Annotated in this window: 13 protein-coding genes; all 13 read left to right on the top strand. The window is 65.5% G+C overall.

The features are described 5' to 3' along the window. The first annotated feature begins 127 nt into the window (after positions 1–127). The 13 genes from Q7J44_RS03460 to Q7J44_RS03520 are packed head-to-tail and all read left to right on the top strand — an operon-like array spanning position 128 to position 14,671. Positions 128–1,141, top strand: a complete 1,014-nt coding sequence (locus Q7J44_RS03460) for a branched-chain amino acid ABC transporter permease (protein WP_304877008.1) — start codon at positions 128–130, stop codon at positions 1,139–1,141. Further along, positions 1,141–2,187: a branched-chain amino acid ABC transporter permease gene (locus tag Q7J44_RS03465; RefSeq protein ID WP_304877010.1), complete on the top strand. Its 1,047-nt coding sequence runs from the start codon at positions 1,141–1,143 to the stop codon at positions 2,185–2,187. The genes Q7J44_RS03460 and Q7J44_RS03465 overlap by 1 nt, the downstream gene beginning before the upstream one ends. Continuing rightward, positions 2,184–2,975: an ABC transporter ATP-binding protein gene (locus Q7J44_RS03470; protein WP_304877012.1), complete on the top strand. Its 792-nt coding sequence runs from the start codon at positions 2,184–2,186 to the stop codon at positions 2,973–2,975. The genes Q7J44_RS03465 and Q7J44_RS03470 overlap by 4 nt, the downstream gene beginning before the upstream one ends. After that, complete coding sequence (locus Q7J44_RS03475; RefSeq protein ID WP_304877014.1) at positions 2,968–5,133, top strand: ABC transporter permease; 2,166 nt, start codon at positions 2,968–2,970, stop codon at positions 5,131–5,133. Before Q7J44_RS03470 ends, Q7J44_RS03475 begins: the two co-directional genes overlap by 8 nt. Further along, positions 5,130–5,957 (top strand): phosphoenolpyruvate hydrolase family protein, encoded by an 828-nt coding sequence (locus Q7J44_RS03480; RefSeq protein WP_304877016.1) that lies wholly within the window; start codon positions 5,130–5,132, stop codon positions 5,955–5,957. Before Q7J44_RS03475 ends, Q7J44_RS03480 begins: the two co-directional genes overlap by 4 nt. Positions 5,958–5,967: 10 nt before the next feature. After that, positions 5,968–8,907 (top strand): flotillin family protein, encoded by a 2,940-nt coding sequence (locus tag Q7J44_RS03485; RefSeq protein WP_304877018.1) that lies wholly within the window; start codon positions 5,968–5,970, stop codon positions 8,905–8,907. After that, on the top strand, positions 8,908–9,345 hold the full coding sequence (locus Q7J44_RS03490; protein ID WP_304877020.1) for an SRPBCC family protein: 438 nt from the start codon (positions 8,908–8,910) through the stop codon (positions 9,343–9,345). Between the two features lie 3 nt (positions 9,346–9,348). Further along, on the top strand, positions 9,349–9,795 hold the full coding sequence (locus Q7J44_RS03495) for an SRPBCC family protein (protein WP_304877022.1): 447 nt from the start codon (positions 9,349–9,351) through the stop codon (positions 9,793–9,795). Next, complete coding sequence (locus Q7J44_RS03500) at positions 9,792–10,592, top strand: xanthine dehydrogenase family protein subunit M (protein ID WP_304877024.1); 801 nt, start codon at positions 9,792–9,794, stop codon at positions 10,590–10,592. Before Q7J44_RS03495 ends, Q7J44_RS03500 begins: the two co-directional genes overlap by 4 nt. Continuing rightward, on the top strand, positions 10,593–11,066 hold the full coding sequence (locus Q7J44_RS03505) for a (2Fe-2S)-binding protein (RefSeq protein WP_304877025.1): 474 nt from the start codon (positions 10,593–10,595) through the stop codon (positions 11,064–11,066). Then, the gene (locus tag Q7J44_RS03510) at positions 11,063–12,757 is read left to right on the top strand and encodes a xanthine dehydrogenase family protein molybdopterin-binding subunit (protein ID WP_304877027.1); all 1,695 of its coding nucleotides are present in this window, start codon (positions 11,063–11,065) and stop codon (positions 12,755–12,757) included. The genes Q7J44_RS03505 and Q7J44_RS03510 overlap by 4 nt, the downstream gene beginning before the upstream one ends. Further along, positions 12,757–13,785 (top strand): xanthine dehydrogenase family protein molybdopterin-binding subunit, encoded by a 1,029-nt coding sequence (locus Q7J44_RS03515; protein WP_304877029.1) that lies wholly within the window; start codon positions 12,757–12,759, stop codon positions 13,783–13,785. The genes Q7J44_RS03510 and Q7J44_RS03515 overlap by 1 nt, the downstream gene beginning before the upstream one ends. 4 nt (positions 13,786–13,789) lie before the next feature. After that, positions 13,790–14,671, top strand: coding sequence for a MoxR family ATPase (locus Q7J44_RS03520; RefSeq protein WP_304877031.1), 882 nt, complete (start codon positions 13,790–13,792; stop codon positions 14,669–14,671). Positions 14,672–14,714 lie beyond the last annotated feature (43 nt).

Consider the following 14,714-nt stretch of genomic DNA (forward strand, 5'->3'; position numbering starts at 1 on the left):
GGCGCATTTGCCGACCCCGGGGGCAAGGAACAGACTGTCGGGTATGCCCTTTCTTCGCCCCGCAGCCTAGCGTTTTACGGGGGAACGGCCATCCGCAGGATCGCCAAGAGGAGCAACAACGTCACCAATGCACAGGTTTGCCACGCGCCATCCGGTCTGGGCCTTCGTCATCGCCATTGCGGCGGTGCTTGTGCTGTGGCTGATCTTCGCCCCCTGGCCTGCAGGTCTGGAACAGGTGATGGGCCGCAAGCGCGTCTTTCTGAATGCAGTGTTTGGCGGCATCACGCTTGGGGCCCTTTATTTTCTGGTGGCGTCCGGATTTACACTGATCTTCGGGCTGATGCGGAATGTGAACCTGGCGCATGGGTCGCTGTACCTGATCGGCGGCTATCTGGGATATGAGGTTTCCGATGCGACGGGGTCATGGCTGCTGGCCTTTCCGGTGGTGTTTGTCGTCGTCGCGGCGCTGGGCCTTGTTTTGCAACATCAGGTGTTTCGCCGGATGGAGGGACAGGATCTGCGCCAGACCATGGTGACCATCGGCCTGTCCATCGTTCTGGCCGATATCATGCTGTGGACCTGGGGCGGGCAGTCCTACACGGTGCTGGCCCCTGACTGGTTGTCGGGGCCGGTGGAACTGCCCATCATCAGCGGGATCGGGCAGGACGGGACCCCAGCCTACTTGCGTTATCCCAGCGTGCGCATCGCCATTCTGGTGGCGGCCATCCTGATCGGCCTTGCGATGTGGCTGGTTCTGAACCGCACACGGCTTGGCATGCTGATCCGCGCCGGCGTGGACGATCGCGAGATGCTGGCGGCGTCCGGGGTGCGGATTCAGGTGGTGTTTCTGGGCGTGTTTGCCTTCGGGGCCGGGCTGGCGGGCATCGCCGGGATCGTGGGCGGCACGTTTCAGTCTCTGTCGCCCGGTGAGGATACGCGGTTTTTGCTGGCCAGTCTGGTGGTGGTGATCGTAGGCGGCATGGGGTCCATTCCCGGCGCTGCCCTCGGTGCGGTGATCATCGGGCTGGCGGAACAACTGGGCCTTGTCTATGCGCCGACCTATTCGGTCGTCTCCACCTTCCTGATCATGGCGGTTGTGCTGGCCTTCCGCCCGCAGGGATTGCTGGGAGAGGGGCGCTGATGTCCGTGGTTGACCGCGATGCACCAGCCGTGCGGCTGTCTTTGATCGAGCGGGTGGACCCGGTGTGGTGGGTTATCGGGCTTGTGTTGCTGGCCATGCCCGCCTTTGCATCGAATTTCTTTCTGTTTCAGGTCTTTGGCTGGACCTTCATCCTTGGGATGATCGCGCTCAGTCTGATGTTCCTGGCGGGTTATGGCGGTATGGTCAGCCTGTTGCAGATGACGGTTGCGGCGCTGGCGGGCTATATGGTGGCGATCCTTGGCACCTCCGGGGTCGCGCTGAGCATCGGCTTGCCATGGTGGATCCATATCCCGGCGGCCATCCTCATCGCGGCGATCTTTGCCACGCTGATTGGCGCGCTGGCGGTGCGGACCGAAGGGATCTACACCATCATGATCACCCTCGCCATTGCCTCGGCCTTCTTTTACTTCACCCGTCAGAACTACGGTGTGTTCAACGGCTATTCCGGCTTCAACCTGGTGGTCCCGCCGCGTCTGTTCGGGGTCGACTGGCGCCAGCCGGTGCCGTTCTACTATCTGACGCTGGGCTGCGCGGTTCTGTCCTATGCCGCCGTTGTCTATGTGTCGCGCGCGCCGTTCGGGCTGGCGTTGCAGGGCGTGCGCGACAACCCGCGCCGGATGGCAGCCCTTGGGTTTTCCGTCACGGCGCACCGCATCGCGGCCTATACTTTTGCCAGTGTGATTGCCGCCATGGGGGGCATTCTGCTGGTCTGGCAAAATGCGCAGATCTCGCCGGGCACAGCAGGTCTGCCGGCGGTGTTCGACATTCTGGTGATTGCCGTGGTGGGCGGACTTAAGCGGCCCATTGGCCCCTTTATCGGTGCGCTCATCTACGTGCTGTTGCGCGTGTTCTCGCCCGATGTGCTGCTGGCCTTTGGGCTGTCGGGGGAACGCTTCAAGCTGATCATCGGGCTGGGCTTTCTGCTGATCGTGTTCTTCTCTCCTGATGGTGTGCTTGGCCTGTGGGAAAAATGGCGCGCCCGTCAGGCCCGGGGGTCAGATCCCTTGCGCGGAGGGCGGCCATGACGATGCTTGATGCCGCTGCCGACCGGCTGGGGTCCGTCAGTTCCGGCAATGCGCTGGAGTTGCGCGGTGTGACCAAGATGTTCGGCGCACTGGCCGCGATTTCCGACATCACCCTGTCGGTCCGTCCGGGGGAACGGCGGGCCGTGCTGGGGTCGAACGGGGCGGGCAAGACCACGCTGTTCAATTGCGTGACCGGGGACTTTTTGCCGACATCCGGCACGATCCGGCTGTTTGGCGAGGATGTGACGGCCTTTCCCGCCCATGAACGCATCCGCCGTGGCCTGCGCCGGACCTACCAGATATCGCTGCTGTTCGGTGGGCTGACGGTGGCCGACAACGTCTACCTTGCCTGCCGGGGTGTCAGCCGCAGCCGGTTTTCCCTTGTGCGTCCGCGTCGGGGCGACCCTTTGCTGATCCGCGCGGCAGAACTGATCGAGGCGGTTCACATGACCGCCTCGCGCCATGCGATGGTGTCCGACCTGTCCTACGGCCAGCAGCGCCAGCTTGAAATCGCGCTGGCGCTGGCGGGTGCCCCGCGCTTCATCCTGTTTGACGAACCGGCAGCGGGCCTGTCGCCGACCGAGCGGCAGGAGCTGGTGGCGATCCTCACCGGGCTGCCGCGCCACATCGGGTTCATCATCATCGAGCATGACATGGATGTGGCGCTGCGCGTGGCCGAAAACGTGACGATGATGCACAACGGCCGCATTTTCAAAGAGGGCACCCCGGCCGAGATCGAGGGCGACCCCGAGGTTCAGGCGCTGTATCTCGGAGGTGGCCATGACTGAGCGCAAGGGACCCGCCGCGCTGGAGGTGCGTGGTCTGAACGTCTATTATGGGGCCAGTCATGCCCTGCAGGGGGTGGACCTGCGGCTGTCGGGCGGCGTGCTGTCGGTCGTCGGGCGCAACGGCATGGGCAAGACCACGCTGTGCAAGGCGATCATGGGGTTGGTGCCGGTGTCTTCGGGCACGATCACCTTTGCGGGCCAGCCGCTGGTGGGCAAGGGATCTGCCGAGATTGCGAACATGGGCATTGGCTATGTGCCGCAGGGGCGCCGGCTGTGGCGGTCGCTGACCGTGGACGAACATCTGCGCATGATGGCGGGCAGGCGGCCCGGCCCCTGGACCGTTGACCGGGTCTATGCAACCTTTCCGCGTCTGGCCGAGCGCAAGGGCAACGGCGGCGCGCAGCTTTCGGGGGGCGAGCAGCAGATGCTGGCAATTTCCCGCGCGCTTCTGGCCAACCCGCGCCTTCTGGTGATGGACGAGCCGACCGAGGGCCTTGCCCCGGTGATCGTGGCGCAGGTCGAAGAGATGCTGGTCCGTCTGGCCGAGGACGGCGACATGGACGTGCTGGTGATCGAACAGAACATCGGCGTCGCCTGCGGCGTGGCCGATACGGTCGCAATCATGGTCAACGGGCGGATCAACCGCATCGCCCCCGCCCGCGAACTGGCCGCCGACCGCGAATTGCAACAGCGCCTGCTGGGTGTGGGCCGCCACGGCGAGGAGGATGCGCCCGAGGCACAGGCCGCCGCGCCTCAGGCCACCGACGCGCCGAAGGCCGCGAAAATCTACATGGCCAATCCAAAGCCGCCGACCCGCTGGTCGCAGCCCGTGCCGGTGCTGCAGCTGGAACAGATGGCGCGGCTGCAGACCACGGCCCCGGTGGCGCTGGCGCAGGCCGAAATCCGCCCGCTCAGCGCCACGGGCGAACAGGTGGTGATCGTGGCCGGAACGCTGGACACCAAGGGCGACGAGCTGCGCTATATCCGCGACCTGATCCGCGCGGGTGGGCTGGCCGTGCGGATGGTGGACCTGTCCACCACCGGCGGCCATTTTGGGGCCGAAATCCCCGCCCATCAGGTCGCGGCTTTCCACCCGCGCGGGGCTGCGGGCGTGTTTACCGGCGACCGTGGCACGTCGGTTGCCGGCATGACCGAGGCTTTCACGCGCTGGATGGCGCGGGCCTCCGGGGTGGCGGGCGTGATTTCCGCAGGCGGGTCTGGGGGCACCGCGATGGTGGCCCCGGCGCTGCGCGGACTGCCCGTGGGCGTGCCCAAGCTGATCGTCTCGACCGTGGCGAGCGGCGAGGTGTCAAAATACGTCGGCCCCAGCGATATCATGATGATGCATTCGGTGGCCGATGTGCAGGGCCTGAATGCCATTACCGAAGAGGTGCTGGGCAACGCGGCACAGGCCATGATCGGCATGGTGCAGGCCCGCCGTGCCGCGCGCCCGCGCGCGGCTGGCAAACCTGCGATCGGGCTGACCATGTTCGGTGTCACCACGCCTTGCGTCCAGCAGATCACCACGGCGCTGCGCGACGAATACGATTGCCTCGTGTTCCACGCCACCGGCATCGGCGGGCAGGCGATGGAAAAGCTGGTGGATGGCGGCAAGGTTCAGGGCGTCATCGACGTGACCACGACCGAGGTCTGCGACATGATGTGGGGCGGCGTCTTTCCGGCTACCGAAGACCGCTTCGGCGCGGTCATCCGCCGCCGCATGCCATACGTGGGATCGGTCGGCGCGCTGGATATGGTGAATTTTGGCGCACCCGACACCGTGCCCGAAAAATACCGTGGGCGGCTGTTTTATGAACACAACCCGCAGGTCACGCTGATGCGGACCACGCCTGCCGAGAACACCGCGATGGGCCGATGGATCGCCGCGCGGCTGAACGAGATGGAGGGGCCGGTGCGGTTCTTCCTGCCCGAGGGCGGCGTCTCGGCGCTGGATGCGCCCGGCCAGCCGTTTCACGATCCCGCCGCCCGCGCCGCCCTTTACACCGCGATCGGGGAAACGCTGCGCCAGACCGCGACGCGCCAGCTGATCCGCCTGCCGCATCATATCAATGATCCAGCCTTTTCCCAGGCGCTTGTCGCTGCGTTCCGCAGCCTGCATGGGGCCCCGAAAACCCGCCGAAAGGATGCCCGCAAATGATCCGCCGCGACGATATCCTGCACAAGTTCCGTGGCATGATCGCCGATGGCATTCCCATCGTGGGCGGCGGCGCGGGCACGGGCCTGTCGGCCAAATGCGAAGAGGCGGGCGGGATCGATCTGATCGTCATCTACAACTCGGGCCGCTACCGCATGGCGGGCCGGGGCTCGCTCGCAGGGCTGATGCCTTATGGCGACGCGAACGGCATCGTGGTCGAGATGGCCGCCGAGGTTTTGCCGGTGGTGAAGCACACCCCCGTTCTGGCCGGCGTCTGCGCCACCGACCCCTTCCGCCTGATGGATGTGTTTCTGGACGACCTCAAGCGGATCGGCTTTTCCGGTGTCCAGAACTTTCCCACCGTGGGGCTGATCGACGGCACCTTCCGCGCGAACCTTGAAGAAACCGGGATGAGCTATGCGCTGGAAGTGGAGATGATCGCCAAGGCCCGCGCCCGCGACATGCTGACCACGCCTTACGTGTTTGACGCGGCATCGGCGGCCGCCATGGCGGGGGCGGGGGCCGATATCATCGTGTGTCATCTGGGCCTGACCACCGGCGGCAGCATCGGGGCGGAAACCGCGCTGAAACTAAGCGATTGCCCGGCACTGGTTGATGACTGGGCCGCGGCGGCTCTGGCGGTGAACCCTGATGCCATCGTGCTGGTCCATGGCGGGCCGGTGGCGATGCCGGAGGATGCCGAATACGTCCTGAAAAATACAAAGCACTGCCACGGCTTCTACGGAGCCTCTTCCATGGAGCGGCTGCCGACAGAGATGGCGCTGACCGAACAGACCAAGCGTTTCAAACAAATTCAAGGCCGATAGGGAGCATGACATGACCGGGCAACTGATCGGACAACTGATCTTGTGGCTGATTGTGGCGATTGTCGCCATCGCAATCCTCTACTGGGTGATGCAATGGCTGTTTCGCAGGTCCACCAAGGAAGTCGCCTTTGTGCGCACCGGATTTCTGGGCGAAAAGGTGGTGATCGACGGCGGTGCCTTCGTCTGGCCGATCATTCACGATATCACGCCTGTGAACATGAACGTGCTTCCGCTCAAGGTCAGCCGCACCAAAGGGGCCGCGCTGATCACCAAGGACCGGATGCGCGTGGATGTGGAGGCAGAATTCTACGTCCGCGTGCGGCCCACCCCGGCCTCGGTTGCCACTGCGGCCTCGACCCTTGGCCGCCGCACACTGGAACCCGAAACGCTGCATGCGCTGCTGTCGGGCAAGTTCGAAAGTGCGCTTCGTGCGGTTGCCGCCGAGATGGAAATGGGTGCCATGCACGAGACCCGCGCCACCTATGTGGCCCGCGTGCGTGAGGCGGCACAGGAAGATCTGGAGAAGAACGGGCTTGAACTGGAATCCGTGGCCATTCTGGACATTGACCAGACCAGCCTGGAATTCTTCAACCCCTCCAACCGGTTCGATGCCGAAGGTCTGACCGTCCTGATCAAGGACATCGAGGCCCGCCGCAAGATCCGCAACGACATCGAACAGGATGCGATGATCCAGATCCGCACCCGCAACCTTGAGGCCGAAAAGCAGGCGCTGGAGATCGAGCGGGCATCCGAGGAAGCGCGCCTTGAGCAGGAACGCGATGTGGAATTCCGCCGCGCCCGGCAGCGCGCCGAACTGGCCCGTGAACGTGCCACCCGCGAGACCGAGGCGGAAGAGGCCCAGATCACCTCACGCGAGGTGATCGAGATGGCACGCATCGCCAATGAGCGCACCATTGCCGAGGCCCGGATCGCATCGGAGCTTGATATCCGGGGCCGCGAGATTGCACGGCAAAAGGCGGTCGATGCCGATGAGCTTGCCGCGCGCGAAGACATCGAACGCGCGCGGATTCTTCAGGAACGTGCTCTGAAAGAGGCGCGCATCACGAATGAACAGGAAACCAGCACACAGGAAATCGCCCGCGCCCGCGCGCTGGAGGCCGCAGAGATCGAGGCACGCGAGGCCACCGAACGCGCCCGTATCGCGCAGGAAAAGGCGCTGACAGAGGCGCGCATTGCCAAGGACCGGGAAACTCAGGCCCTTGAAATCGCGCGCCAGCAGGCCACCGCCCAGGCCGAGATCGAGGCGGCCGAGGCCACTGAGAAGCGCAACATGGCCAAGACCTTGCTGATCAATCAGACCCGCATCCGGGGCGAGGAAACCATCCGCAAGCAGGAGATTGACCGTCAGAAGTCGTTGGACGAGGCCGAAATCGCCGCCCATGAGGCGACTGAACGGCTGCGCATCGTACAGGCAGCGCAGGTGTCCGAGGCGCGCATCAGCGAGGACCAGCGCATCCGTGAGATGGAAATCAGCCGCCAGCAGGCTATCGAGGCGGCCGAGATCGCCGCCGGTCAGGCCGTCGATGCCGCACGCATCGCACGCGAAAAGGCGGTGGCCGCAGAACGCATCGCCGCAGACCTTGCGACCCGCAGCACCGAGATTGCGCGCGACACCGCGCTGGATCAGGCGCGCGTGGCGTCAAGCCAGACCGTCGATCAGGCCCGCATTGTCACCGAACAGGCGCTGGACGAGGCGCGCGTCGCCGCCGAACAGGCGGTGGAGGCCGCCCGCATCGCCCAGAAACGCAGTCTGGAGGCTGAACGCATTACCGCCGAACAGGCGGTGCGCACCCAGGCCATCACCCGCGATAAGGCGCTGGAAGCGGCCGAGATTGCCCGCCGCGAGGCGGTGGAGCGCGCCCGTATTGCCGCCGATCTGGCGCTGGAACAGGACCGCATCAGCAGTCAGAAAACCCGCGAGGTCACCGATATCGACCGCAAGCGCGAGGTCGAGGCCGCCGAAGATGCACGCGTGGTCGATCTGGCCACGGCCAAATCTGCCCGCGCCGCAGCCGAGGCCGAGGTCCGGCGCGCGCAACTGGCCGCGCAGGCCTCTGTAGAGACCGCTGAGGTGGAGCGCGACCGCGCCGTCGAGACCGCCCGCGTGGAACGCCGCCAGTCTTTGGAGCAGTTGGAAATCGCCCGCGTGCAGGCCCTGCGCGAAGCCGAGATCGAGTCACAGGAAGATGTGGAACGCACCCGGATCGCTTCGGAACGCGGCCTCGACGAGATCCGCATCGCCCATCAGACCGAACGCCGCCGTCTGGAGGTGGAGCGCGAGCGCAGTGTGGAAACGGCCCAGATGGAAAAGGCCATTTCCCTTTACCAGAAGTCACTGGAGGAAAGTGCCGCCCGGGCCGAGGCCGACGTTGCCCGCGCTCTGGCAGCGCAGGCCGAGGAAAAGGTCAAGACCGTGCGCGAAACCGAAGTGGCCGAGCGCCGGAAATCCGTCGATGTGCTGATGGCCGAGAAAGCCGCAGCAGAGGCACGGCTGATGGCCGAGGCGGCGCAGGTCCGCGCCGTGGTCGAGGCGGAAGCGGCCAAGCTGATCAACGAAGCCGAAAACATCCTGACCGACGAAGCGCGCCATTCGTTGTTCAAGCGCAAGATGCTGGAGCATGTCGAAGGGATCGTCGCCGCATCGGTGAAGCCGTTGGAGAAAATTCAGGACATCAGGATCATGCAGCTTGACGGCATGGGCGGCGGCGGTGGCAGCGGTGGCAGCCCCACCGATGAGGTCATCAACTCTGCCCTGCGCTACCGGGTGCAGGCCCCGCTGATCGACAGCCTGTTGTCTGACATCGGGATCGAGGGCGGCACCCTTGCCAAACAGGGCGGCCTGATCCGCGAGGCTTCTGATCTGGGCCGCATCGCTGCTGAGGCGTCGAAGAAAAGGCCCGAGGAGAAAAAGCCCGAGGAGAAGAAATAGATGCCGCGCGTATATATCTCTTCGGTCATCGACGCGCCCGCGGCAAAGGTATGGGACAAGGTCCGCGATTTCAACGGATTGCCGCGCTGGCATCCCCGTATCCGCGACAGCCGGATCGAGAATGGCGAACCCGCAGACCGGGTGGGGTGCGTCCGCGACTTTCACCTGCAAAACGGTGACCGCATCCGCGAAAAGCTGCTGGGCCTGTCGGATTTCGATCTGTTCTGCACCTATGCGATCCTCGAATCCCCGATGCCCCTGACCGGCTATGTTGCGACCCTGCGGCTGACGCCGGTTACGGATGGCGACCGGACCTTTGCGGAATGGACGGCCGAGTTCGACTGCGAGGATGCGGTGGCCGAAGATCTGGTGTCAGGCATCGGCACGAATGTCTTTCAGGCCGGTTTCGACGCGCTCAAGCGCCAGATGGCGGGTTGAGCGATGGTAAAGGTGGTCAAAAGCACGGTCATGCAGGCCCCCGTCGAGGCGGTCTGGGATGTGATCCGCGATTTCAACGGTCATGACCGCTGGCATACCATCGTGGCGGAAAGCCATGTGGAAAAGGGCTGGCCCTCTGACCGGATCGGCTGCGTGCGCAATTTCCGCCTGACGGACGGGGCGAACCTGCGCGAGCAGCTCCTGACCCTGTCAGATGCAGACATGGCGTTCAGCTATTGCCTGCTCGACACGCCGGTGCCGCTTCTGAACTACGTCGCCCATGTGCGGCTGTCGCCCGTCACCGATGGCGACCGCACCTTCTGGCATTGGGAAAGCCGCTTCGACACGCCGCCGGGACGCGAGCGGGAATTGCACGACATGGTGGCAGAGCACGTCTATCAGGGCGGCTTTGATGCCGTCCGCGCCCATATGGGGCTGGAGGGATCATGACGATACAGGTGGAAACCTATACCACGCTGGCCGAGGCGGCGCGCGCCATGGGGACGGATGCCACCTATCTTGGGGGCGGTACGCTGGTCATGCGCGACGTGAATGCCGGCGTGGCCCCGGCGCGGATCCTGCGGGTGACAGACCCGACCTTACAACAGATCCGCACGCAGGGGGACGGGGTATCCATCGGGGCCGGGGTGACGATGGCAGCGGTTCTCGCCGCGCGGGAACTGGACTGGCTGCACCCGGTCGCGCGGTCCGTGGGCGGGCCGCAGGTGCGCAACATGGCCACGGTGGGGGGCAATCTGTTTGCCGCCCATCCTTACGGCGATTTCACCGCGGCACTGCTGGCTTTGGGCGCGCGCGTTGTGGCGGTCGGGCAGGGCGCACGCCCGCTGGAAGACCTGCTGCGCGACCGTGGACGCGCCGCGCTGATCGCCAGCATCGAGGTGCCGCGCCCGCGCAACCCGGCTGACTTTGCCTTTGCCAAGGTCAGCCGGATCAAGCCCAAGGGCGTGTCGGTTCTGTCCATTGCCGTGCATCTGCCGCGTGAAGGCGGGCGGATACGGGGCGCGCGCGTGGCTTTCGGTGCCATGGGGCCGACGCCGCTGCGCGCGGCGGCGGTGGAGCGGGTGCTGGAAGGGCAGGCGCTGGACGCGGCCACGATCGCGCGAGCGGCGCAGGTGGCATCCGAGGGGCTGGACCCGCCGACCGATGCCATCGCCAGCGCATGGTATCGGCGCGAGGTGGCGGGGGTGCATCTGCGCCGCCTGCTGGAACGGATGGGGGGCCGCTAGATGGCGAAACGACCTGTGACATTCACCCTGAACGGACACGACCGCGCGGCCTTTGCCGATGACGGTCAGAACCTGCTGGACTTTCTGCGCCGCAGTGTCGGCGACATGTCGCCAAAATATGGCTGCGGTCAGGGCACCTGCGGTGCCTGCACCGTCACCATCGACGGAGCCACGCATCTGGCCTGCCTGACGCTGGCCGAGGCGGTGCAGGGCTGCCGGGTCGAGACCGCCGCAGGGCTGGCCACACCCGCATTGCACCCGCTGCAAGAGGCGTTCATGGAACATTTCGCGGCCCAGTGCGGCTATTGCACGCCCGGCATGCTGATTTCGGCCAAGGCGCTTCTGGACCGCAATCCTGCGCCCACGCGCGATGAGGTGATCGAGGCGATCAGCGGCAATATCTGCCGCTGCACCGGGTATGAGCCGATTATCTCGGCCATCCTGTCGGTGGCTGGCGGGAGGGTGCGGGCATGACCGGCGGCAACGGGATCGAATTCCGCAAGGAGTTTTTCGCGGATGAGCGCGACGACAATCTGAATGAAGTGGGCAAGCCCACGCGCCGACAGGATATTCCCGGCCATGTCACCGGCCGTTCGCCCTTTTATGACGACCACAGGTTCGACGGCCTGCTGCACATCCGCTGCGTGCGCTCGCCCCATCACCACGCCCGCATCCGCCGCATCGATACCACTGACGCGGCCCGCATGCCCGGCGTGCGGCGGGTGCTGGTGGGCGCGGATGTGCCGCGCAACCTCAACACCCTGCTGTCGCTGCTGGATTTCGGCCTCGACGACGAACCGCTGCTGGCCGAAACCAAGGTGGCCTACAAGGGAGAGCCGGTGGCGGCGGTGATCGCCGAGACAGAGGCGCAGGCCCGCGCGGCGGTGGCACGGGTGCGGGTGGACTGGGAGGTTATGCCCCATGTCCTCGACGTCGAAGAGGCGATCAAGCCGGGGGCCCCCACGGTGTGTGAGGTCTATCCGACCAACAAGTTCATCTATCACGGCAAGTATGACCACCAGAAGCTGCGGTTCGGCGATGTGGAGGCGGCCTTCGCCCGCGCCGACCACATCGTCGAGGGGCGCTATCAGATGTCGCCCATCGAACAGGCCCCGATCGAGACCTGCGGTGCCATCGCCGCCCCCGAACAGAACGACCGCTATGTCTGCTATACCTCTACGCAGGCGCTGTTCTTCTCGCTGGGCACGGCGGCCAAGGTGCTGACCATGCCATCCTCGCGCCTGCATTTCATCGGCGGCACCGTGGGCGGCGGCTTTGGCGGCAAGGTGGACAGCATCCACGAACCCATCGCGATTCTGGGCGCCATGCTGACCGGGCGGCCCTGCAAGTTCATGTGGGACCGCGAGGAAGAGATGCAGGTGGGTGCCCCGCGTGGGGCCGAACGCTGGTATCTGAAAGATGCCGTCATGCGCGATGGCCGGATCATCGCGCGCAAGTTCACTGGCTATTTCGACAGCGGCGCCTATACCCGCCTGTCATCCTACGCGATCATCAAGGGCGTGGGGCACCTGCCGGGCCCCTATACGATCCCGAATGTGCATGCCGATGTCTACTGCGTCTATACCAACCGGACGCCTGCGACAGCGATGCGCGGCTTTGGCATCACCGGTGTCGATTTCGCCATCGAAACCCATATGGACAAGGTGGCCGATGTGGTCGGGATGAACCCGGTCGATCTGCGCATCCTCAATGCGTATCGCGACGGCGACATGAAGGCGCATCGGCGTCTGGCCAAGAACACCGCGCTGATCGAATGCTGTCAGGTGGTGGCAGACAAGGCCGGCATCGCCCTTACCCCCGCGTCCCGCGCGGCCTCGTCGCTGAAAGACGGCGGGGGAGAGCGGGCCGCGCTGCCATCGCATACCGTGACCGATCAGGCGGGCCGGGTTCAGGGGTTTGATACCGGCAGCTATGCCAGAAAGGGCGCGAAACCCGCACCCGAGGCGATGATGCCGCCAGCCTCCCCCCGCGTGCCCCCCACCCCCATCCCCTTCCCAACAGGGGGAGGGGAGGTGCCGCCGCCGCCGGTCGCCCCCACACCGGCCCCCAAACCGAGCCCCGCGCAGGCACCCGAAACCACGCCCGCACCCGCCCGCACCGGCGCGTTGCGCTTTTCGTCCCTTTCCGGTTTCAGGAGGCGCTGATGACCCTGCACCGTGGCCGCGGCTTTGCCGCCATCAACTATCCCATCGGCATGAACCTTGGCGGTGACCCGAGTCAGGCGCTGGTCCATTCCAACCCTGACGGCAAGTTCACCGTGGCCCTGTCGGCCATCGACCTGGGGCAAGGGATGAAATCGGTCACCCGCCAGATTGCGGCCGAAACCCTCGGGGTGCCGGTCGAGGATGTCTATGTCGACACCGCCGACAGCGACACCGGCCCGCATGACATGGGGTCTTTCGCCAGCCGCGGCACGCACCGGATGGGCAATGCGGTGATCATGGCCGCACAGGAAGCCCGAGGCGTGATGCTGGAGGCCGCAGCGGAAGAGCTGGAGGTGGATGCGGCTGACCTTGTTACCGACGGGCGCGGCAACATCCATGTGAAGGGCGCGCCGTCGCGGTCCATCACCACCATGGCCGCGGCGCAGGCCGCCCAGTTCCGTCAGGGCCGCACCATTGCCGGGCGCGGCATTTTCCTCATCCCGCTGTCCGAGGTCGATCCGGATACCGGCGAGATGACCCCGGTGTCGTGCTTCGCCCATGCGGCCCTGCTGGTCGAGATCGAGGTGGATGACGAGACGGGGGAAGTTTCGGTGCTCGACATGCAGTCGGCTTATGAGGTCGGCCGCGCCCTAAATCCGCGTCTGGTGGAACAGCAGTTGCGCGGCGGTGCCTGGATGGGGATGAGCCATGCGCTGTGGGAAACCACCGAACCGCATTATCCGTCGCGTGACCATGGGCCGATCGATTTCAACACCTATCTGATGCCCGGCCCCGGTGACCTGGCCCCGCACCACATCTCGGTGCTCGAACGCCCCGCGCCCGATGGCCCCTATGGGGGCAAGGGCCCGGGCGAGATGTGCGCCAATCCGGTGCTGCCTGCGGTCGCCAACGCAGTCTATGACGCGGTGGGCGTGCGTATCGACGATCTGCCGATCACGCCCGAAAAAATCCTGCGCGGGTTGCAGGCCCTCGGCGGTGCCAAACCCCGCAACCGGCTGGGGCGGTAGGCGCATGGTCATCCGCCCCTCCATCCTTGGCATCGACGGGCCGGCTCCGCTGGCGCAATCGCTGCGCGACGCGCAATACATCGCGGACGAGGGGCTTTCGACCGCTGCCTATCTGGCGCTTGCCCTTGGCAAACCTTTGTTGCTTGAAGGGGCACCGGGGGTGGGCAAGACCGAAGCTGCCAAGGCGATTGCTTCGGTGCTGGGCCGCGAACTGGTGCGGCTGCAATGCTATGAAGGGATCGATTCCGCCGCAGCCCTGTATGACTGGAACTTTCCCCGCCAGATGCTGGCAATCCGGCAGGCGGGCGACGGCTACATCAACCTTTATGCCGACGACTACCTTCTGGCGCGCCCGATGCTTCAGGCCCTGCAGGCCCCCCGCGACTGTGTCCTGCTGATCGACGAGATCGACCGCGCGGATCATGAGTTCGAGGCGTTCCTGCTCGAATTCCTGTCCGATTTCACCATATCGATCCCCGAACGCGGCACCATCCGCGCGACGGAACCGCCCGTCGTGGTTCTGACCTCCAACCGCACGCGCGAGTTGCACGAGGCCCTGCGCCGCCGCTGTGTTTATCACTGGATCGGCTATCCCGATCCGTCGCTGGAGGCGCAGATCGTGATGATGCGCGCCTCGACTGTCGCGCAGGATACGGCGCACAGGGTCGTCGCCGCCGTCAACCGCCTGCGCGCCGAACCGCTGGCCAAGCCGCCCGGCGTGGCCGAAACCGTTGAATGGGCCGAAGCCGCCACGCTGTTGCAGAAACAGGGGGCACCATGGCCCCGGGCCTTTGCCCGCGCCATCGGCGTGGTTCTGAAGGATCAGGATGATCTGACCTATATCGCTCCCCGCCTCGACGCGCTGTTGCAGGGGACGGCGGCATGATCCAACCGATCTGCATTTTCAGTCCCGCAAATATCCTCGGGGG

Origin of the sequence: Pseudotabrizicola sp. (assembly GCF_030656345.1) — a bacterium.
Classification (GTDB): Bacteria; Pseudomonadota; Alphaproteobacteria; order Rhodobacterales; family Rhodobacteraceae; genus Pseudotabrizicola.

Bases quoted from the DNA above. Each gene is read 5' to 3' on its own strand.
- Q7J44_RS03465 (WP_304877010.1), top strand. From the start codon at position 1,141: ATGTCCGTGGTTGACCGCGATGCACCAGCCGTGCGGCTGTCTTTGATC.
- Q7J44_RS03505 (WP_304877025.1), top strand. From the start codon at position 10,593: ATGGCGAAACGACCTGTGACATTCACCCTGAACGGACACGACCGCGCG.
- Q7J44_RS03480 (WP_304877016.1), top strand. From the start codon at position 5,130: ATGATCCGCCGCGACGATATCCTGCACAAGTTCCGTGGCATGATCGCC.
- Q7J44_RS03490 (WP_304877020.1), top strand. From the start codon at position 8,908: ATGCCGCGCGTATATATCTCTTCGGTCATCGACGCGCCCGCGGCAAAG.
- Q7J44_RS03475 (WP_304877014.1), top strand. From the start codon at position 2,968: ATGACTGAGCGCAAGGGACCCGCCGCGCTGGAGGTGCGTGGTCTGAAC.
- Q7J44_RS03495 (WP_304877022.1), top strand. From the start codon at position 9,349: ATGGTAAAGGTGGTCAAAAGCACGGTCATGCAGGCCCCCGTCGAGGCG.
- Q7J44_RS03460 (WP_304877008.1), top strand. From the start codon at position 128: ATGCACAGGTTTGCCACGCGCCATCCGGTCTGGGCCTTCGTCATCGCC.
- Q7J44_RS03485 (WP_304877018.1), top strand. From the start codon at position 5,968: ATGACCGGGCAACTGATCGGACAACTGATCTTGTGGCTGATTGTGGCG.
- Q7J44_RS03470 (WP_304877012.1), top strand. From the start codon at position 2,184: ATGACGATGCTTGATGCCGCTGCCGACCGGCTGGGGTCCGTCAGTTCC.
- Q7J44_RS03520 (WP_304877031.1), top strand. From the start codon at position 13,790: ATGGTCATCCGCCCCTCCATCCTTGGCATCGACGGGCCGGCTCCGCTG.
- Q7J44_RS03510 (WP_304877027.1), top strand. From the start codon at position 11,063: ATGACCGGCGGCAACGGGATCGAATTCCGCAAGGAGTTTTTCGCGGAT.
- Q7J44_RS03500 (WP_304877024.1), top strand. From the start codon at position 9,792: ATGACGATACAGGTGGAAACCTATACCACGCTGGCCGAGGCGGCGCGC.
- Q7J44_RS03515 (WP_304877029.1), top strand. From the start codon at position 12,757: ATGACCCTGCACCGTGGCCGCGGCTTTGCCGCCATCAACTATCCCATC.